Here is a 25,988-nt window from a genome sequence, read left to right on the forward strand (position 1 = left end):
ACCATGACCAGCTTTCGCGATCTTCACAAACCGGGACACCCCTTCATCCTCGCCAACGCATGGGACATCGGGTCCGCTAAAGTTCTGAAATCAATGGGTGCGCAAGCCATCGCCACCTCCTCAGCCGCCCACGCCTTCACCCTTGGTCGCCCCGACGGGCTTGGCGTGTCACGCGATGAAGCACTGGCCCATGCACAAGATTTGACCGCCGCAACGGGGCTGCCCGTTCAAGGCGATTTTGAAAACGGCTGGGGCGATGATCCTGACACAGTGGCTGAAACCGTGAAACTCGCCGGTGAAGCAGGTTTGGCGGGAATTTGCATCGAAGACCTCAAAACGCCGTCCTATGACGCCTATGACCGCGCATTCGCAATTGAACGCATTAAAGCCGCCGCATCCGCCGCACGCGCTTTGCCAAACGACTTCGTCCTAACAGCCCGCGCCGATGGCATCATGACAGATACCTATGACATCGACGAAGCCATCGCCCGTTTGCAAGGTTTTGAAGCCGTCGGCGCGGATTGCCTTTATGCCCCGATGCCGAAATCCATGGATGATGTGGCCCGCATTTGCACTGCGGTCTCTGCCCCTGTGAATGTACTCGTCGCGGGGCCGATCTACACAGCGCACCCGATGGCAGATTTCGCGAAACTTGGTGTCGCGCGCATCTCTCTCGGATCCGCATTAGCACGTGCCACGCACCGCATATTGCACGACGCAGCAGCGCAAATGTTTGCGGAACAGGAATTTTCTCTACTTGGCCACTCAATCTCAGGTGATAAGCTGGACGCATTAATCACCTAAGGACTTTTTAAATGAGACGTATTTTAACCCTTCTCGCCGTGCTGGCGTTCAGTAGCGCAGCGCAGGCTCAGACTTACCCGGAACGTACGGAAAGCGGCCTAAACGACTTTGCCAATATCGTTAATTCTATAACAGAAGCCCGCATCAACACACGCTTGGCTGAATACGCTTCAGAACACGACACTGAGGTTGCCGTCGTAACTCTGTCGTCCCTACAATTCTACGCCAACGACAGCTCGATTGAGGAATATTCAAACGCGCTGTTCAACCAATGGGCTCTTGGCAACGATGAAACAAACAAGGGCATTTTACTTCTGGTATTTCGCGATGATCGCGAGGTTCGACTTATCGTAGGCGACGGATATGACGACACCATAACAGCACAGACCGACTTGATCGTGTCCAACGACATTTTACCGCAATTTCGGGACTCCAAGTACTCGGAAGGTATCGAATACGGTGTCGACGGCATTTTTGACCGCGTCATCAACGCCCCTGAAGCGCCAACACAAAGCGTTGAAAGCACACAGTCGGAAACAGGCGAAGGTAGCAGCAACACGCTTTACTACATCCTTGGTGCAATCGGGGCCGCGATCGCAGGCATCATTGGCCTGAACCGTCGCAACGCCGCCAAATTCGCAGCCCAAGCCTGCACCAACTGCGGTAAAACAGGACTTCAAAAATCACGTGAAGTCCTGCGTGAACCGACACTTGAAGAAAACGGAGCCGGTGAAACACGCATAACCTGCCCCGCATGCGGCCACATCGATGTGACGCCCTATACGATCTCAAAGCGCACGCCAGAAAAAGCAGAGGCCGGCGGCACCTCATCGGGCAGCGGTTCGACCGGTAAATGGTAAATCAGGCCACATAGCCCAACTAAATAGACTGTTAGAATGCCCACTTACAAAAAATGAGCGGGCATTCTTTTTAGGAAAATTCGACAGTTGATCCCCTTCATCGCCCAAAAGCGACCTGAGGTCGCAAAAGCGATAGAACCTTAACGCCATGACGCCAAACTTTCGGGTATTGGAGTATGATACATGTGCTTAAACACCCACGCCACACGCGTACAACTGACGATCGGCGCCCGACGCGGGCGGGCTGCACGTGGAAGACCCGTTGATCTGTAGGAAAGCAATATTTTCACTACAGCACGAGGACTAAACATGAACGACGAAACTCCTTCCCGCCCCGCCCGCTCCAACCGCAGCGGTGGACGCGCGGCACGCCACGCAGCCCGTAACGCCAAACTTTCTGATGATATGCGCCCTGTGCGTGCCGGTATGACGGGTGGAACCTTCAAGCCCCTTTCTGACGCCGATGTTCTAAAGATCCACGAAACGGCGCTGAATGCTTTGGAAACCATTGGCCTTGCTGATGCGCCACCGTCGGGTGTTGAAATTTTGACAAACGCAGGTGCAATCCTCGGCGACGATGGTCGTATCCGTTTCCCGCGCGCTTTGGTTGAAGACATGCTTGCAATCTCTTGCAAAGATTTGACTTTACGGGGTCGCGATCCTGCCCATGACCTTAATCTTAGCGGCCAACGTGTCCACTACGGAACAGCTGGCGCGGCTGTGAACTTGGTCGACGTTGCTGGGAACGAGTTCCGTGAAAGCACCTTGCAAGACTTGCATGACGCAGCACGGATCGCAGAGACCCTCGACAACATCCACTTCCTGCAGCGTCCCATGGTTGCCCGCGATATTTCCGACAACCTCGAAATGGACCTCAACACGATCTATGCCTGTTGCAGTGGCACGACTAAACATGTCGGCACCTCAATATCGGACCCAAGTCACGCAGAAGAATGCTTGCAACTGGTTTACGAGATTGCCGGTGGCGAAGCGAAATACCGCGAACGCCCATTCGTCTCAATGTCCAACTGCTTTGTGGTACCGCCAATGAAATTCGCGACCGAAAGCTGCGAGTCGATGGAAACCTGCATCCGCGGAGGCATGCCGATTTTGCTCTTGTCCGCCGGCATGTCTGGCGCAACGGCTCCGTCAACAATTGCAGGCGCAATTGCGCAAGCTTGTGCAGAATGCCTAGCCGGTATCGTCTACGTAAACGCGATCGCACCGGGCCACCCAACCATTTTTGGAACATGGCCTTTCGATTTGGACCTTCGTACAGGCGCAATGACCGTTGGATCAGGTGAACAAGCGCTCCTGACCGCAGGCTGCGCCCAAATGCATGCGTTCTACGGCGTTCCGGGCGGCGCAACAGGCGGTGCGTGTGATTCAAAAATGCCAGACATGCAGGCAGGTTGGGAGCAGATGTGTACCAACGTGCTCGCAGGGACCAGCGGCTGCAACATGATCTACGAAGCCGCTGGAATGCACGCCTCCCTCCTCGGGTTCTGCCACGAAAGCCTAATCCTTGGGGATGATCTGATTGGCCAAGCCATGCGCTGTGTTCGCGGTATCGAAGTAGACGACGAAACGCTCGCTTTGGATCAGATGCGCGAAGTTTGCTTGGGCACCGATGACGCCCCAGGTGTTGGACACTATCTCGGCACCGACCGCACGCTCAGCCATATGGAACGCGATCGCGTATATCCATTTCTCGGCAACCGGATGAGCCCCAAGGAATGGGCGGAAAAAGACAAACCTAACTTGATCAAAAACGCCATTGCACGAAAAGAGGCAATCCTCTCAACCCCCTCCACTGCGCGGTTCGACCCCGAACTGGACGCCAAAATACGGCAGCGCTTCAATATCCACCTTCCCGCATAACGCGGCTGTCGGAAAAGTTGAGTATTTAAGAGCCAAAGAAACAACAAGAGCAGCCAAGCGCCCCGCACACCAGTGGGTCGCTAAGCGCCGTAGTGTGGGGGTCTTCTCAGGCTACGGCCATCGGCTCTCCAGCCTGTACCGCGTCAACATAAAAGCGCGTCATGGTTAATGGCGCCTTACTTTCTCGCATTTTCTTTGGCTCAAAAATACTCAAATCAAAGCTGCAAAACAAAATGCCGCCCTAACCAGGGCGCGAAATTATGCCACCGCCAATCGCAGCACCAACGCCTGTGGTGGCGGGCGCACTGGTTGGCAAACCCTTTGCTACACGGACCGCGAGATACGCGAAGGCCTGTGCCTCAAGCATATCGCCGTCAAAACCTGCGTGCTCGATCGGGCCAACTGGAACATCACAAACCAACGCAAGCATTCTCATCAATGTTGGATTGCGGCGCCCGCCCCCAGTGACCAAAATCCGTTCCGGGGCATGCGGACAAGCCTGCACGCCCTGCGCAACAGAGGCAGCGCAGGCCATTGTGAGTGTTGCAACCGCATCCTCATCTGACAGATTTTCTACCGCAGCGCTAAGCCCAGCGAATGCATCACGATCTAAGGATTTAGGCGGCATGCGAAAGAAAAACGGTTGTTGTAAAAACTGGTCAACAACGCCCTGATCGATAACGCCCTTGGCCCCAAACGCGCCATCTTCATCGAAGGCCCGCCTTAATCGCGTTTGCATCAAATCATTGATCGGTGCATTAGCGGGGCCTGTGTCAAACGCCAACAAGGCGCCTTCGCTTTCAGGCAATGGCATACACGGGTCGATCCATGTGAGGTTCCCGACACCACCCAAATTCAAAATCGCCACCGGCGCGTCTACCTGCATCTTCTTGGCTAAGGCAAAGTGATAAAACGGCGCTAAGGGTGCGCCCTCGCCACCCATTTGGACATCAGCACTGCGAAAATCCCAGACAACAGGTTTTCCCAACACTTCGGCCAAGACCGCACCGTCGCCAGCTTGATGCGTTCCGCGCCCTTTGGGATCATGGGCGAATGTCTGACCGTGAAACCCAATAAGTTCCGCGTCCGAAAAGCCGCTTAGAACCTGCGCATGAACCGTTTCGACAAGCTCAGCTGCCACAGACACATCGTCCTCGGGCCACTTACCCAAGGCCGCGCGCAGCACGGCGGTTTGTGCGTCTGTGTAGGGGCGAAACGTAGTTTCCCCAAACTCAAGGTGTTCGCGCCCGTCGGTCACAATTTCGGCCGCATCGACGCCATCCAAAGACGTGCCTGACATGGCCCCAACGACACGCACCACTTGATCTTTCAACATGCTCTTTCCCTTGGACGAACGGCCCCCTATAGAATGACCCGAAAGAACACGAGGCGACAAGTCATGACCTACCATCCAAAATCAGATTTTATCCGTGTGATGATCGAGCGCGGCTTTCTTGCCGATTGCACCGACTATCAAGGTCTGGACGAAGCCTTTGCTGCGGGCGTTGTGCCCGCCTACATCGGCTTTGATGCCACGGCGAAGTCGCTGCACGTTGGGTCCCTCATCCAAATTATGATGTTGCGGTGGCTGCAAAAGACGGGCCACCAGCCGATTACCCTTATGGGTGGCGGAACAACAAAGGTTGGCGATCCCAGCTTTCGTGCCGATGAACGCCCTCTGCTGACACCTGATCAGATTGATGACAACATTGCCGGCATCAAGCAGGTATTCTCTGCCTACTTGAACTACGGTGATGGCCCGACGGACGCCAAAATGATCAACAACGCTGAATGGCTTGACGATCTGAACTACCTCGATTTCTTGCGCGACATCGGAAAGCACTTCTCGGTGAACCGGATGTTGTCGTTTGAAAGCGTGAAGTCACGCCTTGATCGTGAGCAAAGCCTCAGCTTCCTTGAGTTCAACTACATGATCCTACAAGCGTATGATTTTCTTGAGCTTAACCGCCGCTACGGCTGTTTACTTCAGATGGGTGGATCAGATCAGTGGGGCAATATCGTTAACGGTATCGACCTGACGCGCCGTGTGTTGGATCATCAAATCTTCGGCCTGACGTCACCATTGCTAACGACCAGCGACGGCAAAAAGATGGGCAAATCCTTGTCCGGTGCGATTTGGCTGAATGAAGAAATGCTCAGCTCATACGAGTTCTGGCAGTTCTGGCGCAATACGACTGACGCCGATGTAGGACGCTTCCTTAAGCTTTACACTGAATTGTCGGTCGAGGAATGCGATCGCCTTGGCGCACTTGAGGGTGTTGAAATCAACGAAGCCAAGATCATTCTCGCCAATGAAGTGACAACTCTGCTTCACGGTAAGGACGCCGCACAAGCCGCTGAAAAGACTTCTAAAGAAGTGTTTGAAAAAGGTGGCGTCGGTGACGATCTACCTACGCTGACCCTCAGCAGCGATGACATCGGCGACGGCATTTCCATTGTGCAGCTGATCGTGAAATCCGGTCTTGCGGGGTCCGGCAAGGAAGCGAAACGTTTGATTTCTGAAGGCGGTGCCAAGATGAATGATGCGGCGCTTGATAATGGCGGCCTGATGATCACGACGGCTGACCTAGCGACGCCAATCAAGCTTAGCGCGGGCAAGAAACGTCACGCGCTTGTTCAGCTAGGTTAACAACGCCAACACGCCGCCACCGACCAATGCGATAATCAACGCGACCAGCGCAAGTGTTGGTCGTGTCAGGCGTGGAGCAGGAATATTTGGCAGGGACTTCATCTGCCTATTAACCAAGTCTTAGGTGAAGATCGCGTTAATGCGGGCATGTCTGATCAACCCAATGTCCCGCTGCAACAGTCACCTCAATTTGCGCGGGCGCTGCAGGCTTATGGCAGCGTTGTGGAAGGTACTGATCCGGTCATTCTCAAACGCCGGTTCGGACGCCTTGGATCAATTGCGTTTGCATCCCGTGCGACCCCTGAAAGCATCGCCGAAACTGCAGTTCGACTACTAAACGGCGAAACACCCTGCCCGCGCGCCTACCGTGATGCGGGGTTCCGTCAAATCATCACGCCCAGCCACATTGCAGAATGGGATCTCACGCGCCCCGACTTACGCGCAGCACTTCACCCAAAGTGGCGCAATCAATTGATCAAAGGCGAGAAACAGAACGTGCGCGTCTGCGCAAAAGTTTGGGACGGATCACCGCATGAATTGTTCATCCAAGCCGCGCGCCTTGGCCGTCAGCGTGGGTTCTCTAGCTATCCATTCAACCTGCTGGCTGCATTTGCCCAACGAAATGCAGGCGACGCGGTGATATTCGCAGCCTTCAGTCAACAAACGCTAATTGGCGCGTGCCTGATCCTTCGCCATGGCACCACAGCCACCTATCAAACGGCGTGGGCGTCTGAGACGGGGAAAGCGTTGCAGGCACCACGCCTGCTGCTTTGGCGTGCAGCGTCCGACATGGCAGACCTCGGACACGGGACACTTGACCTTGGTTGCATTGAAACGGACCGCAGCGCTGGTTTGGCCCGCTTCAAACTGGGAACCGGCGCTCAGGTGCGTCAACTTGGTGGGACGTGGGTAAGGTTTAGACCAGGTGCGAAGAAACGCTTAGGATGATCAACGACCCCACTGGCCCCCGTCCCGATGATGGCGTAACAAAAGCTAACACAAAATGAAGACCCCAAATGACCGACACCATTCTTTCCCGTTGCGAGGCCGTGGGCCTGCGCCTGACCGAGCAGCGCCGCACGATTGCAGGCGTGCTCGAGGCGTCGAAAGATCATCCTGATGTCGAAGAGCTGTTTAATCGATCCGCGGCGGCTGATCCGCGCATTTCCTTGGCGACGGTTTATCGCACGGTCAAACTGTTCGAAGAATCCGGCATCCTTGAAAAACGCGATTTTGGCGACGGGCGCGCGCGTTACGAAACGGCGGATCGTGAACACCATGACCACCTGATTGATCTGCAATCCGGCGAAGTGATCGAATTTCTTGATGCTGAGATCGAAGCCTTACAAGAACGCATCGCTGACAAGCTTGGGTATGAATTAAAGGGCCACCGCCTTGAGCTTTATGGCGTCCCGAAAAAAGCGCCGAACTGATGGAAAACTTACGCGGCGCAGCATTGATGACCTTCTCAATGTTGGCTTTTGCCATTGAGGACGTGTTGATCAAGACACTTGGCGCACGCATACCAGCGGGACAGATCATCAGCGTTATCGCGATTGGGTCGGTGATCGCATTTTCCGCTTGGTTTATTGCCAAGAAACAGCCCGTCGTCGTTCGCGAACATGCGAACCCGAAGATCTGGTTGCGCACGGGGTTCGACGTGCTTGGAACCCTGTTCTTCATTTCGGCATTGGTACGGATGGACCTAACCCTATTATCCGCAATCATTCAGGCAACGCCTTTGGTCGTGGCGTTTGGTGGGGTCATGTTCTTGGGGCAAACTGTTGGTTGGAAACGTTGGGCCGCGATCCTGGTTGGGTTCGGCGGAGTATTGTTGATCATTCGCCCATCACTAAGTGGGATGTCTTTCTCAATGATTTTGGGGATCGCGGGCATGACGTGCCTTGCCGCGCGGGATCTTGTGACACGTGCGATCAAGGTGAATATCTCTGGCCCGCATGTCTCGCTCCATGCTTTTTCGGTGCTGACCTTCGCCGGCCTTTTGTTGTGCTTTTTTGAAGGTACCCCACTGGTAATTCCTAACTTGATCGACGGTCTCATTCTGGGGATTTGCGTCTTTGTGGTGCTCGCGGCATACCTCGCGATTATTGCTGCGACCCGCGAAGGTGACGCGGCTTTCATTTCTATGTTCCGCTATACCCGCATGGTATTTGCGTTAATCGTGGGCGTCGTATTTCTGCATGAACGCCCCGACACGCTTACATTAATAGGCGTCGCAATCGTGATTGGTGCTGGGGTATTTACGCTACTTCGCGAAGCTCGTTCGCGTCGCTCTTCCCATGCGTCACCCAAGCCGTTATAGCAAAGCCAATGCAAGCTACGTTTGCGCTAACACTACCAAAGGACACCTGACATGAGCACGATCATCGACATCTTTGCCCGCGAAATCCTCGACAGCCGAGGCAACCCAACGGTCGAAGTCGACGTAACACTGGAAGACGGCACAATGGGCCGCGCAGCCGTGCCATCCGGCGCATCAACAGGCGTTCACGAAGCAGTCGAAAAGCGCGACGGTGACAAGTCCCGTTACAAAGGCAAAGGCGTTCTTGAAGCTGTGGCGGCTGTGAACGGCGAAATCGCAGAAGCAATCGTTGGCTTTGACGCAACCGAACAGGTCGCAATCGACGGCGCAATGATCGAGTTGGACGGCACAGACAACAAAGGTCGCCTTGGCGCCAACGCGATCCTTGGCGTGTCCCTTGCCGTTGCGAAAGCCGCTGCTGATTACATGGGTCAGCCATTGTTCCGCTATGTCGGCGGTACAGCTGCACGCGTTCTGCCTGTTCCGATGATGAACATCATCAACGGCGGCGAGCATGCAGACAACCCGATCGACATCCAAGAATTCATGATCATGCCTGTGTCTGCGACCAACATCCGTGACGCGGTTCGCATGGGCTCCGAAGTGTTCCACACCCTCAAGGGTGAGCTGACAGCCGCTGGCCTGTCCACGGGTATCGGTGATGAAGGTGGCTTTGCGCCAAACATTAGCTCCACCCGTGATGCACTTGATTTCATTTTGAAATCCATCGAAAAAGCTGGCTACAAACCGGGTGAGGACATCTACCTCGCACTCGATTGTGCTGCGACGGAATACTACAAAGACGGCAAGTACGAAATGAAGGGCGAAGGCAAATCCCTGACCTCCGAAGAAAACGCCGCCTACCTCGAAGCACTGGTCAACGACTACCCGATTATCTCAATCGAAGACGGCATGTCCGAGGATGACTGGGACGGTTGGAACGCGCTGACCGCTAAGATTGGCGACAAGATCCAGCTCGTTGGGGATGATTTGTTCGTGACCAACCCTGCCCGCCTTTCCATGGGGATTGAGCAGAAGTCAGCGAACTCCATGCTCGTTAAGGTAAACCAGATCGGTACGCTGACGGAAACACTGACAGCCGTCGACATGGCGCACCGCGCACGTTTCACCAACGTGATGTCCCACCGTTCCGGCGAGACTGAAGACGCAACGATTGCGGACCTCGCAGTTGCAACAAACTGTGGTCAGATCAAAACTGGTTCCTTGGCGCGCTCTGACCGGCTCGCGAAATACAACCAACTGATCCGCATTGAGGAACTTTTGGGCGAAACAGCGATCTACGCTGGCCGTTCAATCCTGCGCTAAACTAAAGACCCAAACGTCAAAGGCTCTCGCACATCGCGGGGGCCTTTTTCATTGGAACCGTGATGGGCGATAAGGCGCAAGCAGCGCATCAAACGCATCACCTTTTCCCAACACGTCAGCTGCGATCGCCTCGCCCGTAATCGCGGCAAGCGTTACGCCAGAATGCATCACCGCAACGTACAAACCGTCTAGTCCGACGCGACCAATAACAGGCAACCCATCTTCCGGAACGGGGCGATAAGCCAGCGAAACGCAGTCCCACTCAAGCCTTTCATCGCCGATCAACGGGTCCAGCCATGCCAGCACGCGTACGGCAATCTCCACTGCATTTTCAATCACCTTATCGGAACTGTCACTTTGATGGCTTGCAACAGCAGACGCCAAAATTCGGCCATCAGGCAACTGGCGCGCCTCCCCATTTGGCGTGACCAGTACCGATGAGACCTTCCCCGAAATCGGCTTTGTCGCTACCAAAGCGCCCGGGCGCACCAACATCGGCAGTGCGACATCTACAGACGCTAGTATTTCTGGCGCACCATTGCCTGCCGCCACGATGACTTTGTTCGCAGCCATAATACCCATCTGCGTTTCGACACCGCAAACCATGCCATTGTTCTCAATAATGCGCTTAACGCGAACACCAGTCACCACATGCGCACCAGATGCCTTAAGCAATGCAGCGGCAAGCGCGTCTGGCTCTGCATCACCTTCGCTCGGAAAACGCAAAAACACATCTGGTAACCCACGCAGTTCAGGCTCTAGTGCTGACACGTCGACGCTATCCAGACGTTCAACCGGATACCCAAGCGTCAAAAGCGCATCTTGCAGCGCAGTTAACCCGTCCCCTTGTTCTTCCCACCATAACGCCCCGTTCATTTGGATCGGCAAAGAGGGCAAGGTATCCATTAAACGCCCGTAAGCTGCCATACTCGTAACGCGCAAACGGTGATGCACTTCATCGGCGTAAAAACTGGCGTTGATCCAACCAAAAGAAGCCTGCGTCGCACTGGGGGACTGATCCGTGACAACCGTAACATCAGCGCCATCCCGAGAAAGATTGTACGCAATCGTAGCCCCGATGATCCCTGCCCCAACGACGATAACTTTCATGCATACCTCCCTTGGCCTTCCCTGCGCATCAGCCTAGCCTGACACTATGACAGCACAAGACATCATTGACGCCCTGAACCTCGCACCGCATCCCGAAGGCGGGTTTTATCGCCAAACTTGGATGGACGAAGACAGTAAGGGCCGACCAACAGGCACCTGCATCTACTTTCTGTTGAAAGATGGCGAAGCCAGCCATTGGCATACTGTCGATGCCGTAGAAATCTGGCACTACCACGCAGGCGCGCCTTTGATCCTAAGTGTATCTGAGACAGATCGCGGGCCGAAAAACGAAATACACCTCGGCCCTGACATTTCAGCGGGCGAACGCCCACAAGGAATTGTACCAAAGGATTGGTGGCAAGCCGCACGCACGACCGGAGATTGGACATTGGTCAGTTGCACCGTCAGCCCAGGTTTTTCGTTTGACGGATTTACGTTGGCTGAACCCGAGTTCGACATCCCGTGAAAAACATAATTCCACTCACCTAATTCAGAGTACTCGCACAGAAAAAACGGGGAGCCAAAGCCCCCCGTGTAGTCTCGCCCATTAGGCTCATTCTAGTGTACCGCCCGGTATTCTGCCTGCGGCCCGTGGGCGCTCACGGCGAACAGGTCACCCTGCCCGCCGGAACTGATTAACTACAGCCGGATGTGCCGCCGCAGGTGTTGCACTTCATGCAGGTGCCGTTGCGCACCAGCGTGTAGTTGCCGCACTCGCCGCAGGCTTCGCCTTCGTAGCCTTGCATTTTGGCTTTGTCGCGGGCGCTGAGACCCACGGTACCAGATGAAACAGCCGTAGTTGAGGACACGGCCTGCGCCATGCCGCCACCAGCTGCGACTGCTGGGACCAATGTGTCCAAGGCCGCCGATGCGTCACCGCCACCGAATGCCACAGCACCTGCGCCGCCCTGCAGAACAACCAGATCGTTCGGAACGCGCTTACGCAGGTAACCGGTTGAGCTGATTTGCTTAAGCACTTCCAAGGACTTGGAGGCTGCTGTTTCCGACATTTCCTGAATGTTGGACACGCCTTCTTCTTCGCCACGGCCAAGGTCATCGAAGGATGCGCCTTCTGGCTTCACATGGGCCAAATCGGTGCGATCGAGATAGGACACAGCCAATTCGCGGAAGATGTAGTCGAGGATCGACGTTGCGTTCTTGATGCTGTCGTTGCCCTGAACCATGCCCGCAGGCTCGAACTTGGTGAATGTGAACGCGTCAACGAATTCTTCTAGCGGCACGCCGTACTGAAGACCAACAGACACCGCGATAGCGAAGTTGTTCATCATGGCGCGGAAGCCTGCGCCTTCTTTGTGCATGTCGATGAAGATTTCGCCGAGGTTGCCGTCTTCATATTCGCCAGTCCGCAGGTACACTTTATGGCCGCCAACATTGGCTTTTTGTGTGTAGCCCTTACGACGCTGAGGCATCTTTTCGCGGTGCGACTTGATGATCTCTTTGACGACGACCTTTTCGATGATCTTCTCGGCGATCACTTGCGCCTTCTCGGTGATGTTGCCGTTCTCAAGGATTTCGGCAGCTTCTTCATCGTCTTCAATCAACGCGGCAGCCAATGGCTGGGACAGTTTGGAACCATCGCGGTACAAAGCGTTCGCTTTGATGCCCAAGGACCAAGACAGCTCGTACGCTTTCTGGCAGTCCTCGATCGTTGCGTCATTCGCCATGTTGATCGTCTTGGAAATCGCACCCGAGATGAACGATTGTGCCGCAGCCATCATCGTGATGTGGCTTTCAACGCCCAAGAAACGCTTACCTTTTTTACCGCATGGGTTGGCGCAATCGAACACTGTGTAGTGCTCTTCTTTCAGGTGCGGCGCACCCTCCAGTGTCATCGTGCCGCATACGTGGTCGTTCGCGAGGTCTGTTTCTTCCTTCGAAAAGCCCAAGGATTTCAACAGATCAAACGTCGGGTCGTTCAGCTTGTCGGCTGGAATGCCGAGGACTTTGGTGCAGAACTCTTCGCCCAGCGTCCACTGGTTGAACACGAAGCGAATATCGAAAGCAGATGGAAGCGCGGCTTCGATCTTGTCGATCTCAACTTGGCTGAACCCTTGGCCCACGAGGGCGGTGTGGTTGATGCCCGGTGCGTTGCCCAATGTGCCGTGGCCAACCGCGTAAGCCTGAATTTCTTCAGCTTGGGACGTTGTGTAGCCCAGTTTCGCCAAAGCCGCCGGAACGGATTGGTTGATGATCTTAAAGTAACCACCACCAGCGAGCTTTTTGAACTTCACCAGTGCGAAGTCAGGCTCAATACCGGTTGTGTCACAGTCCATCACCAGACCGATGGTGCCGGTTGGCGCGATAACGGACACTTGAGCATTGCGGTAACCGTGCTTTTCACCAAGCTTCAGCGCTTCGTCCCATGTGGACATCGCGATGTCGATCAGGCCAGCGGCTGGGCAGTTGGCGTGATCAAGTGGAACAGGCTTAACGTCCAGCTTTTCATAGCCATCGGATGCACCGTAGGCCGCGTTGCGGTGGTTACGGATAACCTTGAGCATATGCTCTTTGTTGCGCTCATATCCAGAGAACGCGCCAAGCTCGCCAGCGATTTCAGCGGATGTTGCGTAGGAAACGCCAGTCATGATCGCGGTCAGTGCGCCAGCCAAGGAACGCCCTTCGTCTGAATCGTAGCCGTAGCCCATGTTCATCAGCAAGCCGCCGATGTTTGCATAGCCAAGGCCCAATGTGCGGAAGTCGTAAGAACGCTGCGCGATTTCCTTGGACGGGAACTGCGCCATCATTACTGAGATTTCCAGCGTCACCGTCCAAAGGCGGGACGCGTGCATGTAGTCTTCAACTTGGAACTCATCGTTCTCGTAGAACGTCAGCAGGTTCATCGAGGCAAGGTTACAGGCCGTGTCGTCAAGGAACATGTACTCGGAACATGGGTTGGATCCGCGGATCGCACCATCTTCTGGGCAGGTGTGCCATGCATTGACAGTGTCGTGGTACTGGATGCCTGGATCAGCGCAAGCCCATGCAGCGTGGCCAACTTGCTCCCAAAGATCACGTGCCTTGATGACCTTGTGAACTTCGCCGTTTTTGCGGTTGATCAGCTTCCAGTTCGCGTCTTCTTCAACAGCTTTCAAGAAAGCGTCTGTTACGCGGATGGAGTTGTTAGAGTTCTGACCGGAAACAGAGTTGTAGGCTTCAGAATCCCAGTCCGTGTCGTACGTTGGGAATTCGATGGATGTGTGGCCCTGCTTTGCATAGTCCAAGACGCGCTTAACGTATGTCTCTGGAATTGCGACCTTTTTGGCTTCGCGCACGGCGTCTTTCAACTGTGGGTTTACCTTAGGGTCGTAAGCGTCGGCCTCTGCGCCGTCCCAACCTTTGATCGCATCAAAGATCAGGTTTAGTTTGTCTTCGTGCATCTTGGAACCGGCAACAATGGAAGCAACTTTCTGCTCTTCCAAGACCTTCCAGTTGATGAACTCTTCGATATCAGGGTGGTCCGCGTCAACGATAACCATCTTCGCCGCACGACGTGTTGTGCCACCAGACTTGATCGCGCCAGCCGCACGGTCACCGATTTTCAGGAAACCCATAAGACCAGAAGACTTACCGCCACCTGAGAGGTTTTCGCCAGCTGCGCGCAGCGAGGAGAAGTTCGTCCCAGTGCCGGAACCGTACTTGAACAAACGCGCTTCACGTACCCACAGGTCCATGATGCCGCCCTCATTGACCAAATCGTCAGCAACGGACTGAATGAAGCACGCGTGGGGCTGTGGGTGCTCGTACGAGGACTTAGACGCTGTCAGCTTGCCAGTTTGGTAGTCAACATAGTGGTGACCCTGTGCAGGACCATCGATGCCGTAAGCCCAGTGTAGGCCTGTGTTGAACCACTGTGGAGAGTTTGGCGCCGCGCGCTGCGTCGCCAACATGTAGCGCATTTCGTCAAAATAGGTTTTGGCGTCTTCTTCAGTGGAGAAATAGCCACCCTTCCAACCCCAATACGCCCACGCACCTGCGAGACGATCGAAAACTTGCTTGGCGGAAATCTCGCCGGACATCTCAGCGCCCTCAGCAGGAACAGACCGCCATAGGAATTCAGGAACGCCCTTCTCTTCTACTTTGACGGTTTCAGATGGCACGCCCGCTTTGCGGAAGTATTTCTGTGCGATGACGTCTGACGCAACTTGTGACCACGCTTCGGGAATCTGACAGTCATCTAGTTTGAAGACGATCGTTCCGTCTGGGTTCCGGATTTCGGACGTGGCGGACTTAAATGCCACTTCTGCGTATGCGTCCTGTCCAGATTTCGTGAAGTTGCGTTCAATTTTCATCGCGCTCTTGCCTCTATACTGTGGACCCTGACGTTGCAGCGGTCCTTATCCCACATTCCGACCTGTGTTAGGTCGAACCCTATCGACTGCTGAAACGACAACACGTGGCAAACAATGCGCTGCGACCCCTAAAAATAAGGGGGTGCAGTCAAGTCTTCGATACTGTTCAGCATCTAGTAGCTCGAAACCTGTCCCACGCCGTCTGCAACACTATATGTTGTGTCGTCTCATCCAGCTCGCACAACATCACTCAACTACACCTAGTGGGTCAACGAATTTTTTACCATAAATGTGGATTAAACAGCCTTGACCGAACCTTGGCCGTGTACGGCAGAAAGTGGCCCCCGATTCTCCCTCAGGGTTACACACAGAGCTATGCAAACGGTCTTCACCTTCGGCCCATCAGAAAAATACTAGGAAACCCAGAACCCTACCTCGCAAAGTTCACTTTTTACATGAGTTATCCACAGAGCATTTAGATCACGCAGCATCTTGGAAACGTGACTTGCGTCCAAGATCGGCTGTGTCAGTCTTGCCACTGAAATCTGAGTGGAGAAAATTATGCGTTGGACTGTGTTGGGAATCGCTTTGGTCATTGCAGGGTGCACGGAAATGCCCGTTTCGACGCCTCCCTCAGCCCCAGGATTTGCCCCCGAGGGCGCGAAACAGGCATATTTTGAGGACTACCCAGATAGTTTGTTCTTTGCTGCCGCTGCGGTTTGTAACGGACCAGGGCAATCTGTGGTGCAACCCAGCGCAAACGAGGTCCGTTGCGAATCCCTACCCGACCCAGAATCAGCCGCAGCGATCATTTTGCAATTCAACGGGACCGTCGAAGCGCTTCCGAAGTTTGTAATTTCGTTTTCGGGTCAAAGCACATCGGAAGGATATCTTGTGACAGCGGACAACTACATTCGCGTCCCGCAACGTTCAGGAGGTGCACAACAGGTGCGTTTCCCCAATCTGTCGGTACAAGAAGAGATGTCTGCTCTGCTGAGTGCCGCCGGTGGGCGGCCTCTTTAGAAACAAACATCTTTTAAACTGGGTTTTAGTAGAAATGGTCGGGGCGAGAAGATTCGAACTTCCGACCCCCTGTACCCAAAACAGGTGCGCTACCAGGCTGCGCCACGCCCCGAACCGAGGCCTCATCTAATGCCTGTTCGCGCGGTTGGAAAGCCCAAAAAGACGAAAATGTTCAATTGATTTCACAGGGCCAAATAGCATCGGTGCCAAAGCTTGGATGTTGCAGCTGATCGCCGACCTCAAGACCAAGCATTGCAGCCAATCCGCCGTTGATTTCCAACACGAACTGAATGTCTTCACCGCCAAAAATAGGTGTTTCATCGAGGGGCTGCGCCATTGCGTGAATATTTTGCACAACGCCATTCTCATTCACAAAAACCATATCCAACGGAATCAGCGTGTTGCGCATCCAAAAACTTGCACGCTGAGGGCGTTCATAAACGAACAACATCCCCTGCATCGTTGCCATCTCTTCGACGAACATCAGACCTTGCGAACGTTCTTCGACTGAGTCGGCGACATCAACGGTGAACTGAACTGTTCCCGCATCATCTCGAATTGTCACTGTATCTGGAGAACAGGCCGCGTTGACTGCACCGACAAAAGAAACCGCTGCAATCATTGCTGTGGTTAGTCCCGTGATTAATCGCGGGGAACTGCACTTTCCCATGGCAAAACCTCTGCCGCCATGAGCCCACGTTTACCTTCAATGGCCCGCAGCGCAATGGCTTCACCGGGAAGCAAATCAGCAAGCCCGGCAAGGCGCAAGACTTCGATATGCACAAACACGTCAGCATCGTCGCCAAACACATTAGCGAATCCGAAACCTTTGGCCTTATCGAACCATTTGACGCGTGCTGGCTCAACCGGAGCCGCTGCAATCTCTTCTGGATCGAACTCTGCGAAATCGGCCAAGCCGCTGGATACTGGTTCCAAGCTCTGCTCGATCGACAAGACCTCAGATGCCTGCAAGCCGCGGTCTGTTTTCGTAACCATGACTTGAATGCCCGTGCCGTCTGTGACCGAGCTCTGCCCAAAGTTGCGTAACACATTGGCATGCAACAATATGTCAGGTCCACCATCTGTCGCAACGATAAAACCAAACCCCTTACCCGGGTCAAACCACTTCACGTGGCCATCCATAATGTATTCGTCAGTGTTCATCTTGGTATCAATCTTGTCTTTGTCTGCGCGTCCCCAAAACTAACGCAAACGTGTTCCACCCACTCGTTAACTGTACGGTCAGGAAAGAAAACACAAGCTTTCCCGTAAGGCAATTTTCACGAAGCGTGAAAAATTAGGGGTTCAAACGCTCAATTTTCCAAGGGTCATGCAGGCTAGAACGCGACCAACGGAACCGGTCATGCAACCTAAAGTCGCCGTCGGCCCAAAACTCAATTTCGACCGGAGAGATTCGGAAACCACCCCAAAATGGCGGGCGGTCAGGGTTGATCCCTTTGGTCGCGGTCACCTTTGCAACCTCCCCGACCAGCGTCGCACGAGAGGGCAAGGGCTGGGACTGCTTTGATGCCCATGCTCCTAGTCTACTTTTGAGACTACGAGAGGCGTAGTATGCATCAGCCTGCGGGCCGTCTTCGCGCACAACCGTGCCGCGAACCCGGACTTGGCGGCGCTGTGATTTCCAGTGCATCACAAAAGCCGCTTTGCCGGACTGGGCCAGCTCCTGCCCCTTTGCGCTGTCGTAGTTTGTGTAGAACACGAAGGCGTCCGCTTCGATTTCTTTCAGCAACACCATACGCGCATTCGGCATCCCGTCAGCATCAACAGTCGAAAGCGCTATAGCGTTTGGATCGTTCGGCTCAGTGACTTCCGCATCGGCCAACCACGCCCTTGCAATCGCAAAGGGGTCCTCGCCTGCAAATTTTCCGCTTCTGTCCGCCATCTGTATTATCCTTTTGGTACGCCGCTCATATAGGTGGGCGCAACACGGGTGTGGTCAAGAGCAATCCTTAGTTCGCTCTGATCTTGTGGGAGCAGCCCCTATCGCCTAAACCAATGCAACAAGATCCGCCAATTTGCGGCCAAACGAGTGCGTAAACAAAAAAGCGCAGTGAAGGGAAAGTTATGTCATCCAATTTGATGCAAGGAAAACGCGGTCTGATTATGGGCCTCGCCAACGACAAATCCATTGCATGGGGCATTGCGAAAGCCCTTGCTGATGCGGGCGCTGAACTTGCGTTCTCTTATCAAGGTGATGCTTTGAAGAAACGCGTTGATCCGTTGGCGGCTTCGCTCGGGTCAGATATCGTTCTTCCCTGTGACGTGAGCGATGATGCTTCCATTGATGGGTTATTTGATGGCATCAAGGAACACTGGGACAACATTGACTTCGTCGTGCATGCGATTGGTTTCTCTGACAAAAGCGAACTTCGCGGCCGTTACGTGGACACCAGCGCGGATAACTTCCGCATGACGATGGACATCTCGGTCTATTCGTTCACGGCTGTTATGCAGCGGGCTGAGAAGATGATGAACAAAGGCGGCAGCGCCATTACCCTCACCTATTACGGTGCTGAACGTATCATGCCGCATTACAACGTCATGGGCGTTGCAAAGGCCGCTTTGGAAGCAAGCGTGCGCTACATGGCTGAAGACCTCGGTAAAGACGGTATTCGCGTGAACTCGATCTCTGCGGGTCCGATCAAAACACTCGCCGCGTCCGGCATCGGTGATTTCCGCTACATACTGAAATGGAACGAGTACAACTCGCCGCTGCGCAAGAACGTCTCTATCGACGAAGTGGGTGGTTCTGCTTTGTATCTGTTGTCTGACCTCAGCACTGGTGTGACAGGCGAAACGCACCACGTGGATGCGGGTTACCACGTTGTTGGCATGAAAGCGGTCGACGCCCCTGATATGTCGCCCAACAAGGATTAAGAAATGTCAGTCGCCGCGCTTTTTGCGATTTGGTCGCTTCATTTAATGGCCGCGGTCAGCCCTGGCCCGGCGGTTCTAATGTCTGCGCGCATCGGCATTCGTGACGGATTGCGCACAGGCATTTTTCTATCCGTCGGGATTGGTATCGGCGGCGTTGTCTGGGCTGCGGCTGCATTGTTTGGCTTGAATTTGCTCTTTGCTGCGGCACCCGCGTTGCTGCTGGGGTTCAAGATCATTGGCGGCGCCTATCTCGTTTGGATGGGCTGGCATATGTGGCGCGAGGCGGCTGTTTCGCTTGATGTATCAGACGTCAAACAGCCGTCACTGACCCCACTTAACGCACTTCGCCTTGGATTGATCACGCAACTGGCCAACCCTAAACCTGCGGTGCTGTTCAGTGCGATCTTCTTGGGCACTGTGCCACCGACGGCACCAGCTTGGGTTTACGGCGTCATTCTGCTCATTGTGTTTGCCAATGAAACAATCTGGAACAGCGCAGTCGCGCGTGTTTTCTCGTTTGATCGCACCAAACGCGCCTATACGGGGCTGAAATCCACAATTGATCGCGCTTTCGGGGCTGCTTTGGCCGTTCTTGGCGTAAAAATCGCAGCGACCTAACCTGCTACCTGCCACACAAAACAAAAGGCCTATGCCATGACCGACCGCCTGCCACACGAAAAAGGGTTCCACATCTCTTGGGATCAAATCCACCGCGACAGCCGCGCACTTGCATGGCGTCTGGATGGCAAAGGCCCAGATGATGGCGCGTGGAAAGCCGTTGTGGCAATCACACGCGGCGGCATGGCCCCTGCAATGATCATCGCGCGTGAACTTGATGTGCGCACGGTCGATACGATTTCCGTCGTGTCCTACCATTCCGGCGGTGGCAAAGCGGATCAACGCCGTGAAGCTAAAGTGTTGAAAGCCCCTGACGCTGAAATCATGGGCGACGGCACGGGCGTTCTTGTGATCGATGACCTAGTCGACAGCGGTAAAACCTTGGAATTGGTGCGTGAGCTTTACCCGAATGCCCACTTCGCAACGGTTTATGCCAAGCCAGAAGGTGAACCGCAGGTCGATACGTTCATCACCGGCGTGTCCCAAGACACGTGGATCTTCTTCCCGTGGGATATGGCATTGCAATATGTCGAACCTTACCGTGGTAAAGATTAAATGAAACCGACCCTGCCCCGCACAGCCACCACGTTTTCGCCGCCAGTGATGGAAGCGCGCCGTTGGTTGGACGGGGTCGATTTCAGTGATCGCCCGCTGATCAACGTGAGCCAAGCCGCACCCGTTGATCCGCCACCCTTGGCGATGCGTCAGGCGATGGCACAGATCATCGTCGACAACGACGAGGCGCATTTATACGGGCCCGTTTTGGGATTGCCGGACCTACGTGCCGAAGTCACAACGCAATGGTCAAACAGCTATGGTGGGCAGGTTTCCGCAGACAACGTCGCCATCACATCTGGTTGCAATCAGGCGTTTACCGCCGCGATTTCAACGCTTTGCGCTGAGGATGATGAAGTAATTCTTCCGGTTCCGTATTATTTCAACCACCGCATGTGGTTGGACATGGCAGGCGTGAGAACTGTTCCTTTGACAGCGGGCGCAGGCCTTGTCCCGCACGCGAAGGACGCTGAAGCACTTATAACACCCAAGACCCGCGCGATTGTTTTGGTAACACCAAACAATCCTGGTGGTGTCGAATATCCGGCTGAAACGGTACAGGCATTTGCAGACCTTGCCCGCGCCAAAGGCATCGCACTGATCATCGATGAAACCTACCGCGATTTTGACAGCCGCACAGGTGCGCCGCACGACCTGTTTAGGGACCCCAACTGGGGCGACACGCTGATCCAGCTCTATTCGTTCTCAAAAGCCTACCGTTTGACGGGTCACCGTGTTGGGGCCTTGGTTGCCTCTCCGTCCCGTTTGGTTGAGGTCGAGAAATTCCTCGACACGGTCACGATCTGCCCTAACCAGCTTGGCCAACACGCCGCCCTTTGGGGGATGCAGAACCTTACCGACTGGCTGGCAGGTGAACGTTTGGAAATTCTGGACCGTCGCGCCGCGATTGAGGAACAGTTTCCACGGTTGGCGAAACATGGTTGGATTCTTGAAGGGTGCGGCGCCTATTTCGCCTACCTCAAGCACCCGTTTGATATGGCGTCCGATGATTTGGCGCGTGATCTGGTGAGGAAATCCGGTGTTTTGACCCTGCCCGGCACGATGTTCATGCCCGACGGTGAAGGAACGCAACACCTTCGCGTGGCTTTCGCGAACGTCGATCGCGCCGGAATAACGGCATTGTTTGACCGTCTCGTGGCCTATCACGGCTAAGTTCGCTTGCACGCGGCCCACGCCCCGCCTATTCAGTTGCAAACGTTAAACGGACTTAATTCTAGGCGACTGCATCATGGCCAACGGCAAGACTAAAAACTTCTTTGTATGGATCATTATGGGTCTGTTGTTTGTCGGACTTATGGGCTTTGGCGCCACGGGTCTTTCAGGCAATATCAGCTCGATCGGTTCGGTTGGCGAAAAGCCCGTTTCGGTGCAGCGATATTACCAAGAATTGCAGTCGCAAATCAGCATCGCCAGCGCGCAAGCCGGCCGTGCCTTGTCCTTCCCAGAAGCAGAGGCCGCGAACCTTCCGGCGCGTGCCTTGCAAACCGTCGTTGCCGAACGCAGCCTAGACAGCGAAGCCGCAATGCTGGGCCTGTCTGTTGGGGATGACGTTGTTGGCGAACAGGTTCTGGCGAACCCGTCTTTCCGTGGCATTGATGGCGCGTTTGATCGCACGGTCTACCGCGAAGCGCTGGCGCGCTCGAACACCAACGTGCGCGAATATGAAACTGATCTGCGTGACGGCGCATCGCGGGCACTGCTGCAAGGCGCTGTCTTTACAGGCGTCTCAGATCCGGTTGCTTTCGGCGAAGTCGTGGCGAAATTTACCCGTGAAGGCCGCACATTCACATGGGCACCTTTGACATCTGACAACGTTGAAATCACCCTGCCTGAGCCGACAGATGCAGACCTACAGGCCCACTACGACGCAAACCCTGAGCTTTACACCAGCTTAGAAACACGCGTGCTACGCTATGTCTGGCTGACACCTGATATGATCCAAGACGACATGCCAGTTGATGAAAACGAGCTGCGCGCTGAATACGAAGAACGCATCGACGAGTTCGTCCAAGCAGAACGTCGCTTGATCGAACGTTTGGTGTTTTCCAGTGAAGAAGACGCACAGACAGCACTTGATGCGATCAACGCAGGCGAAACGACCTTCCCAGATTTGGTTGAAGAACGTGGTCTTAGTTTGTCTGATGTTGATGGCGGCGATGTCACCGAGGCCGAAATGGGTGATGCGGGCGCTGCGATCTTCGCATCCGAAACCGGTGGCGTTTCGGGCCCCTTCCCCAGCGACCTTGGCCCGACACTGTTTCGCATGAACGCTGTCCTTGCCGCACGCAACACGACCTTTGAAGAGGCCTTGCCGCAACTGCGCGAAGATCAATCCGCAGCCCGTGCGCGCCGCGTAATAGAAGACCAGATCGACCCGATCACCAACCTTATGGCAGGTGGCGCGACGCTGGATAACTTGGTTGAACAAACGGACATGGTGCTCGGCGAGCTTGATTTCACCAGCGTCACAACAGATGGCATTGCGGCCTATGCAGCCTTTCGTGAATTGGCCGTAACGCAAAACGTTGGTGATTACCCTGAATTGGCGGAACTGGACGACGGCGGCTTGTTCGCTCTTGAAGTCGTTGAAATTCACGAACCGGACCTGATCCCGTTGGATGACATCCGCGAGGACGTCGTTGCAGGATGGGAAGTCCAAGAAACCACAGCCGCTGTTATCGCAGCAGCCGAAGACAAGCAGGCGCAGCTTAGCTCTGCGGTACAGGATTTCGCGTTCCTTGACCTCGATTCTGTCCAAGAGACAAACATCACACGTCGTGGGTTCATCAACGGTGCGCCAAGCACGTTCCTGACAGAGATTTTCGAAATGGAGCAAGGCGACGTGCGTGTTATCCCGAACGAAGGCAACGCGATCATCGTCCGCCTCGACGCGATCACAGCCGCAGATGAAACCGATGAAGCCTACACCGCCGAAGTCGCATCCGTTGCTGAAACCGTTGGCGAAGGCATCGCGCAAGACATCTATGAGCTTTACAACCGCACTGTACAGTTGCGCACCGATGTTCAGATCAACGAACAAGCGCTCAACGCTGTTCACACGAATTTCCGGTAAATCATGAAACCCGATTTCGAAACATTCAGCGCTGGCTATAACGCGGGCGAAAACCAGATCGTCTATACACGGCTGACGGCGGATCTTGATACGCCTGTGTCACTGATGCTGAAACTGACCAGCGCTGGCAAAGACGCGTTCTTGCTCGAATCTGTGACGGGCGGTGAAGTGCGTGGGCGTTATTCGATCGTTGGCATGAAACCCGATCTGATCTGGGAATGTCGCGGAACGCAAAGCAAAATCAACCGCTCTGCCCGCTTTGACGAGACCGCGTTTGAGGACCAATCCGGTGATCCGTTGGCGACCCTGCGCAGCCTGATCGCTGAAAGCCGGATTGACCTGCCTGCCGACCTACCCGCTGCATCTGCAGGGCTGTTCGGTTACCTTGGCTACGACATGATCCGCCTTGTGGAACACTTGCCGGACGTAAACCCTGACCCGCTGGGCTTGCCCGATGCCGTCATGCTACGCCCATCCGTCGTTGCCGTTCTTGATGGTGTTAAAGGCGAAGTCATTTTGGTGGCCCCTGCCTACGCGACCTCTGGCCTATCTGCCAAAGCCGCTTATGCGCAAGCCGCTGAACGCGTGATGGACGCGCAGCGCGCGCTTGAGCGACCCATTCCAAAGGAAGACCGCGCTTTGGGCGACGCGACAGACGCGCCCGACCCTGTGTCCAATTTCACCAAGTCGGGCTACATGGAAGCCGTTGAAAAAGCGAAAGACTACATTCGCGCCGGCGACATCTTCCAATGCGTGCCAAGCCAACGCTGGACACAGACCTATTCGGAACCGCCTTTCGCACTTTATCGTAGCCTGCGCCGCACGAACCCGTCTCCATTCATGTTCTATTTCAACTACGGCGACTACCAAGTCATCGGGGCCAGCCCTGAAATCTTGGTGCGCGTATTCGGATCCGAAGTCACAATCCGCCCGATTGCCGGAACGCGCCCCCGTGGTGCGACACCAGAAGAGGACAACGCAAACGAGTTGGACTTGATGGCAGACAAGAAAGAACTGGCAGAACACTTGATGCTGCTTGATCTGGGCCGCAACGACACAGGCAAAGTGTCCAAGATCGGCACCGTGCGCCCAACCGAACAATTCATCGTCGAACGCTACAGCCACGTTATGCACATCGTGTCAAACGTGGTCGGTGAGCTTGCCGACGATCAAGACGCCCTAAGCGCCTTCTTTGCGGGCATGCCAGCAGGTACCGTATCCGGCGCACCGAAAGTCCGCGCCATGGAAATCATCGACGAACTAGAGCCTGAAAAGCGCGGACTGTATGGCGGAGGCTGCGGATACTTTAGTGCCAATGGCGACATGGATATGTGTATTGCCTTACGCACTGCAGTCCTGAAAGGTGATCAGCTGTACATCCAAGCTGGCGGCGGCGTTGTCTATGACAGCGACCCCGAGGCGGAATACATGGAGACCGTCCACAAAAGCAACGCGATCCGACGCGCGGCCGCCGATGCGGCGATGTTCCGGTCAGGCAATTCCTAAACACCCGAATTTGGCATGCGGTCCATGCCGCCATTTGCGCTTAATTCAGGTATACGCAGTGGCTTTAGCCCGACTTTCCTGCGACACCATGGCGATACTGACCAATGCCCAAGCCCCCTACCACAATGGCGACCACGATAGACACTACAGTCGCGGCGGCGCCCTCGATCCAGAAGCCAAAAATCAAACAGGCCGCGGTCAGGGCAACCCAACCAGCATCACCCAGAACAAAGAACAACACCACCTTTGGCAAGTGGCTTAGCTTCGTTGCGGTCACAGCGAGAAGCACCGCGTTAATGCATAATAGCAGGCCAAGCGCAGTAATGATCGTTGCTGGTGGAGAGCCGACAAAATGCGTAACCTCTTGCGGCATTGCGACAAACAGCACACCAAACACGGCACAAGAAAAACAATTCGCCCAAAGAAAATTTCGCAGCATTGCGGCACCCAATCTTGTCAACTAGGGTGACAATATCAAGGGAGCAAAAGTTGTCAACAAAGATTACAAGATCACCACGCGCAGGCATTGTCTTGGTCGACAGTCAGGCGTTGCGCTTGTCTCAGGCGATTGCGGCGTATCAGCAAGGGCAAGTAACATGGTTGATCGACGAACTAGCCAAACAAGGCTTCGACACACTAACGCCCACGCATGTGTCATTCCTCTCGACATTGGACTGCGCTGACAACTACGCTTCCGAAGTTGCGCGTAGGCTGAACCTGTCACGCCAAGCAGTCCATAAAACCGTGGCCGAGCTTAGCACCCTTGGATACATCCAAAACGTTCCCAACCCGATCAAACGCAACAGCAAGGTCATTCAGATCACGGCCCACGGCGAAGCGCTCATTGCGGCGGCACGGCGGCTTTACGCGGAATTGGATGACAGCCTGTGCCAAGACTGTGCGCCAAGCGATATTGAACGCATGATAAATCTTCTTGGAAATCAGTTTTCATCTTGAAACGGGCACCCGCCGAAAAGGTTTGCAGCCGCTGCAGCTTCACCGCCGTGGACTGCGTCGCCGGCAAAATAGA

24 protein-coding genes and 1 tRNA gene are annotated in these 25,988 nt (G+C 54.7%); 17 read left to right on the plus strand and 8 right to left on the minus strand.

Features of this window, described 5'->3' with window-relative positions:
- Positions 1-3: 3 nt before the first annotated feature.
- The 3 genes from OSB_RS08015 (at position 4) to OSB_RS08025 (ending at position 3,545) form a co-directional block, all read left to right on the plus strand.
- Positions 4-804, plus strand: coding sequence for an isocitrate lyase/PEP mutase family protein (locus tag OSB_RS08015; RefSeq protein ID WP_049834494.1), 801 nt, complete (start codon positions 4-6; stop codon positions 802-804).
- A gap of 11 nt (positions 805-815) precedes the next feature.
- Positions 816-1,664, plus strand: a complete 849-nt coding sequence (locus OSB_RS08020; RefSeq protein WP_049834495.1) for a TPM domain-containing protein — start codon at positions 816-818, stop codon at positions 1,662-1,664.
- Positions 1,665-1,973: 309 nt separating this feature from the next.
- Positions 1,974-3,545: a trimethylamine methyltransferase family protein gene (locus OSB_RS08025; RefSeq protein WP_049834496.1), complete on the plus strand. Its 1,572-nt coding sequence runs from the start codon at positions 1,974-1,976 to the stop codon at positions 3,543-3,545.
- A gap of 241 nt (positions 3,546-3,786) precedes the next feature.
- On the opposite strand, the gene OSB_RS08030 is transcribed toward OSB_RS08025, so the two are convergent.
- On the minus strand, positions 3,787-4,881 hold the full coding sequence (locus OSB_RS08030) for an anhydro-N-acetylmuramic acid kinase (protein ID WP_049834497.1): 1,095 nt from the start codon (positions 4,879-4,881) through the stop codon (positions 3,787-3,789).
- 63 nt (positions 4,882-4,944) lie between these two features.
- Between OSB_RS08030 and tyrS the strand changes: the two genes are divergently transcribed.
- The 5 genes from tyrS to eno all read left to right on the plus strand — a co-directional run bounded on the left by tyrS (position 4,945) and on the right by eno (position 9,844).
- Entirely contained in the window at positions 4,945-6,195 is a 1,251-nt protein-coding gene (gene tyrS, locus OSB_RS08035) for a tyrosine--tRNA ligase (protein ID WP_049834498.1), read from the plus strand.
- Positions 6,196-6,342: 147 nt separating this feature from the next.
- Entirely contained in the window at positions 6,343-7,143 is an 801-nt protein-coding gene (locus tag OSB_RS08040) for a GNAT family N-acetyltransferase (protein ID WP_049834499.1), read from the plus strand.
- Positions 7,144-7,211: 68 nt separating this feature from the next.
- Complete coding sequence (locus OSB_RS08045; RefSeq protein ID WP_049834500.1) at positions 7,212-7,628, plus strand: Fur family transcriptional regulator; 417 nt, start codon at positions 7,212-7,214, stop codon at positions 7,626-7,628.
- Positions 7,628-8,518 (plus strand): DMT family transporter, encoded by an 891-nt coding sequence (locus OSB_RS08050; RefSeq protein ID WP_049834501.1) that lies wholly within the window; start codon positions 7,628-7,630, stop codon positions 8,516-8,518. Before OSB_RS08045 ends, OSB_RS08050 begins: the two co-directional genes overlap by 1 nt.
- A 51-nt stretch (positions 8,519-8,569) precedes the next feature.
- The gene (gene eno, locus OSB_RS08055) at positions 8,570-9,844 is read left to right on the plus strand and encodes a phosphopyruvate hydratase (RefSeq protein ID WP_049834502.1); all 1,275 of its coding nucleotides are present in this window, start codon (positions 8,570-8,572) and stop codon (positions 9,842-9,844) included.
- 48 nt (positions 9,845-9,892) lie between these two features.
- On the opposite strand, the gene OSB_RS08060 is transcribed toward eno, so the two are convergent.
- Entirely contained in the window at positions 9,893-10,954 is a 1,062-nt protein-coding gene (locus OSB_RS08060) for an NAD(P)/FAD-dependent oxidoreductase (RefSeq protein ID WP_049834503.1), read from the minus strand.
- Between the two features lie 46 nt (positions 10,955-11,000).
- Between OSB_RS08060 and OSB_RS08065 the strand changes: the two genes are divergently transcribed.
- The gene (locus OSB_RS08065; protein ID WP_049834504.1) at positions 11,001-11,420 is read left to right on the plus strand and encodes a cupin domain-containing protein; all 420 of its coding nucleotides are present in this window, start codon (positions 11,001-11,003) and stop codon (positions 11,418-11,420) included.
- A gap of 169 nt (positions 11,421-11,589) precedes the next feature.
- Here OSB_RS08065 and OSB_RS08070 read toward each other — a convergent pair whose 3' ends face one another.
- Entirely contained in the window at positions 11,590-15,264 is a 3,675-nt protein-coding gene (locus tag OSB_RS08070; RefSeq protein ID WP_049834505.1) for a vitamin B12-dependent ribonucleotide reductase, read from the minus strand.
- 561 nt (positions 15,265-15,825) lie between these two features.
- Between OSB_RS08070 and OSB_RS08075 the strand changes: the two genes are divergently transcribed.
- On the plus strand, positions 15,826-16,287 hold the full coding sequence (locus OSB_RS08075; RefSeq protein ID WP_049834506.1) for a hypothetical protein: 462 nt from the start codon (positions 15,826-15,828) through the stop codon (positions 16,285-16,287).
- Between the two features lie 35 nt (positions 16,288-16,322).
- Here OSB_RS08075 and OSB_RS08080 read toward each other — a convergent pair.
- The 4 genes from OSB_RS08080 to pdxH all read right to left on the minus strand — a co-directional run bounded on the left by OSB_RS08080 (position 16,323) and on the right by pdxH (position 18,190).
- Positions 16,323-16,399: transfer RNA gene (locus tag OSB_RS08080), tRNA-Pro, on the minus strand.
- Positions 16,400-16,459: 60 nt separating this feature from the next.
- Positions 16,460-16,909, minus strand: a complete 450-nt coding sequence (locus OSB_RS08085; RefSeq protein ID WP_234967364.1) for a DUF192 domain-containing protein — start codon at positions 16,907-16,909, stop codon at positions 16,460-16,462.
- Between the two features lie 20 nt (positions 16,910-16,929).
- Positions 16,930-17,451 carry a cold-shock protein gene (locus tag OSB_RS08090; protein ID WP_049834508.1) on the minus strand — a complete coding sequence of 174 codons (522 nt, stop codon included), beginning with the start codon at positions 17,449-17,451 and terminating at the stop codon, positions 16,930-16,932.
- A 133-nt stretch (positions 17,452-17,584) separates the two neighbouring features.
- Positions 17,585-18,190, minus strand: coding sequence for a pyridoxamine 5'-phosphate oxidase (gene pdxH / locus OSB_RS08095; protein ID WP_049834509.1), 606 nt, complete (start codon positions 18,188-18,190; stop codon positions 17,585-17,587).
- Between the two features lie 182 nt (positions 18,191-18,372).
- Between pdxH and fabI the strand changes: the two genes are divergently transcribed.
- From fabI to trpE, 6 genes are all read left to right on the plus strand, one after another.
- Positions 18,373-19,185: an enoyl-ACP reductase FabI gene (fabI, locus tag OSB_RS08100; protein ID WP_049834510.1), complete on the plus strand. Its 813-nt coding sequence runs from the start codon at positions 18,373-18,375 to the stop codon at positions 19,183-19,185.
- A 3-nt stretch (positions 19,186-19,188) separates the two neighbouring features.
- Positions 19,189-19,803, plus strand: a complete 615-nt coding sequence (locus tag OSB_RS08105) for a LysE family translocator (protein WP_049834511.1) — start codon at positions 19,189-19,191, stop codon at positions 19,801-19,803.
- Positions 19,804-19,839: 36 nt separating this feature from the next.
- Positions 19,840-20,358 (plus strand): xanthine phosphoribosyltransferase, encoded by a 519-nt coding sequence (gpt, locus tag OSB_RS08110; protein WP_049834512.1) that lies wholly within the window; start codon positions 19,840-19,842, stop codon positions 20,356-20,358.
- Entirely contained in the window at positions 20,359-21,531 is a 1,173-nt protein-coding gene (locus OSB_RS08115; protein WP_049834513.1) for an aminotransferase, read from the plus strand.
- A gap of 76 nt (positions 21,532-21,607) precedes the next feature.
- Positions 21,608-23,452: a peptidylprolyl isomerase gene (locus OSB_RS08120; protein WP_049834514.1), complete on the plus strand. Its 1,845-nt coding sequence runs from the start codon at positions 21,608-21,610 to the stop codon at positions 23,450-23,452.
- A 3-nt stretch (positions 23,453-23,455) separates the two neighbouring features.
- Positions 23,456-24,958: an anthranilate synthase component I gene (gene trpE, locus OSB_RS08125; RefSeq protein ID WP_049834515.1), complete on the plus strand. Its 1,503-nt coding sequence runs from the start codon at positions 23,456-23,458 to the stop codon at positions 24,956-24,958.
- A gap of 64 nt (positions 24,959-25,022) precedes the next feature.
- Here the strand turns inward: trpE and OSB_RS08130 are convergent, their stop codons facing one another.
- Complete coding sequence (locus tag OSB_RS08130; RefSeq protein WP_049834516.1) at positions 25,023-25,397, minus strand: hypothetical protein; 375 nt, start codon at positions 25,395-25,397, stop codon at positions 25,023-25,025.
- Between the two features lie 50 nt (positions 25,398-25,447).
- On the opposite strand from OSB_RS08130, the gene OSB_RS08135 reads away from it, so the two are divergent.
- Complete coding sequence (locus OSB_RS08135) at positions 25,448-25,915, plus strand: MarR family winged helix-turn-helix transcriptional regulator (RefSeq protein WP_049834517.1); 468 nt, start codon at positions 25,448-25,450, stop codon at positions 25,913-25,915.
- The last annotated feature ends 73 nt before the right edge of the window (positions 25,916-25,988 follow it).

Source organism: Octadecabacter temperatus, assembly GCF_001187845.1.
GTDB classification, from domain to species: domain Bacteria; phylum Pseudomonadota; class Alphaproteobacteria; order Rhodobacterales; family Rhodobacteraceae; genus Octadecabacter; species Octadecabacter temperatus.

Coding starts and splice junctions, on each gene's coding strand:
- OSB_RS08105 (WP_049834511.1), top strand. CDS start 19,189: ATGTCAGTCGCCGCGCTTTTTGCGATTTGGTCGCTTCATTTAATGGCC.
- gpt (WP_049834512.1), top strand. CDS start 19,840: ATGACCGACCGCCTGCCACACGAAAAAGGGTTCCACATCTCTTGGGAT.
- OSB_RS08020 (WP_049834495.1), top strand. CDS start 816: ATGAGACGTATTTTAACCCTTCTCGCCGTGCTGGCGTTCAGTAGCGCA.
- OSB_RS08075 (WP_049834506.1), top strand. CDS start 15,826: ATGCGTTGGACTGTGTTGGGAATCGCTTTGGTCATTGCAGGGTGCACG.
- trpE (WP_049834515.1), top strand. CDS start 23,456: ATGAAACCCGATTTCGAAACATTCAGCGCTGGCTATAACGCGGGCGAA.
- OSB_RS08085 (WP_234967364.1), bottom strand. CDS start 16,909: ATGATTGCAGCGGTTTCTTTTGTCGGTGCAGTCAACGCGGCCTGTTCT.
- OSB_RS08025 (WP_049834496.1), top strand. CDS start 1,974: ATGAACGACGAAACTCCTTCCCGCCCCGCCCGCTCCAACCGCAGCGGT.
- pdxH (WP_049834509.1), bottom strand. CDS start 18,190: ATGGCGGACAGAAGCGGAAAATTTGCAGGCGAGGACCCCTTTGCGATT.
- fabI (WP_049834510.1), top strand. CDS start 18,373: ATGTCATCCAATTTGATGCAAGGAAAACGCGGTCTGATTATGGGCCTC.
- OSB_RS08090 (WP_049834508.1), bottom strand. CDS start 17,451: ATGAACACTGACGAATACATTATGGATGGCCACGTGAAGTGGTTTGAC.
- OSB_RS08070 (WP_049834505.1), bottom strand. CDS start 15,264: ATGAAAATTGAACGCAACTTCACGAAATCTGGACAGGACGCATACGCA.
- OSB_RS08045 (WP_049834500.1), top strand. CDS start 7,212: ATGACCGACACCATTCTTTCCCGTTGCGAGGCCGTGGGCCTGCGCCTG.
- OSB_RS08050 (WP_049834501.1), top strand. CDS start 7,628: ATGGAAAACTTACGCGGCGCAGCATTGATGACCTTCTCAATGTTGGCT.
- OSB_RS08065 (WP_049834504.1), top strand. CDS start 11,001: ATGACAGCACAAGACATCATTGACGCCCTGAACCTCGCACCGCATCCC.
- OSB_RS08030 (WP_049834497.1), bottom strand. CDS start 4,881: ATGTTGAAAGATCAAGTGGTGCGTGTCGTTGGGGCCATGTCAGGCACG.
- OSB_RS08115 (WP_049834513.1), top strand. CDS start 20,359: ATGAAACCGACCCTGCCCCGCACAGCCACCACGTTTTCGCCGCCAGTG.
- OSB_RS08040 (WP_049834499.1), top strand. CDS start 6,343: ATGTCTGATCAACCCAATGTCCCGCTGCAACAGTCACCTCAATTTGCG.
- OSB_RS08015 (WP_049834494.1), top strand. CDS start 4: ATGACCAGCTTTCGCGATCTTCACAAACCGGGACACCCCTTCATCCTC.
- eno (WP_049834502.1), top strand. CDS start 8,570: ATGAGCACGATCATCGACATCTTTGCCCGCGAAATCCTCGACAGCCGA.
- OSB_RS08130 (WP_049834516.1), bottom strand. CDS start 25,397: ATGCTGCGAAATTTTCTTTGGGCGAATTGTTTTTCTTGTGCCGTGTTT.
- OSB_RS08120 (WP_049834514.1), top strand. CDS start 21,608: ATGGCCAACGGCAAGACTAAAAACTTCTTTGTATGGATCATTATGGGT.
- OSB_RS08060 (WP_049834503.1), bottom strand. CDS start 10,954: ATGAAAGTTATCGTCGTTGGGGCAGGGATCATCGGGGCTACGATTGCG.
- tyrS (WP_049834498.1), top strand. CDS start 4,945: ATGACCTACCATCCAAAATCAGATTTTATCCGTGTGATGATCGAGCGC.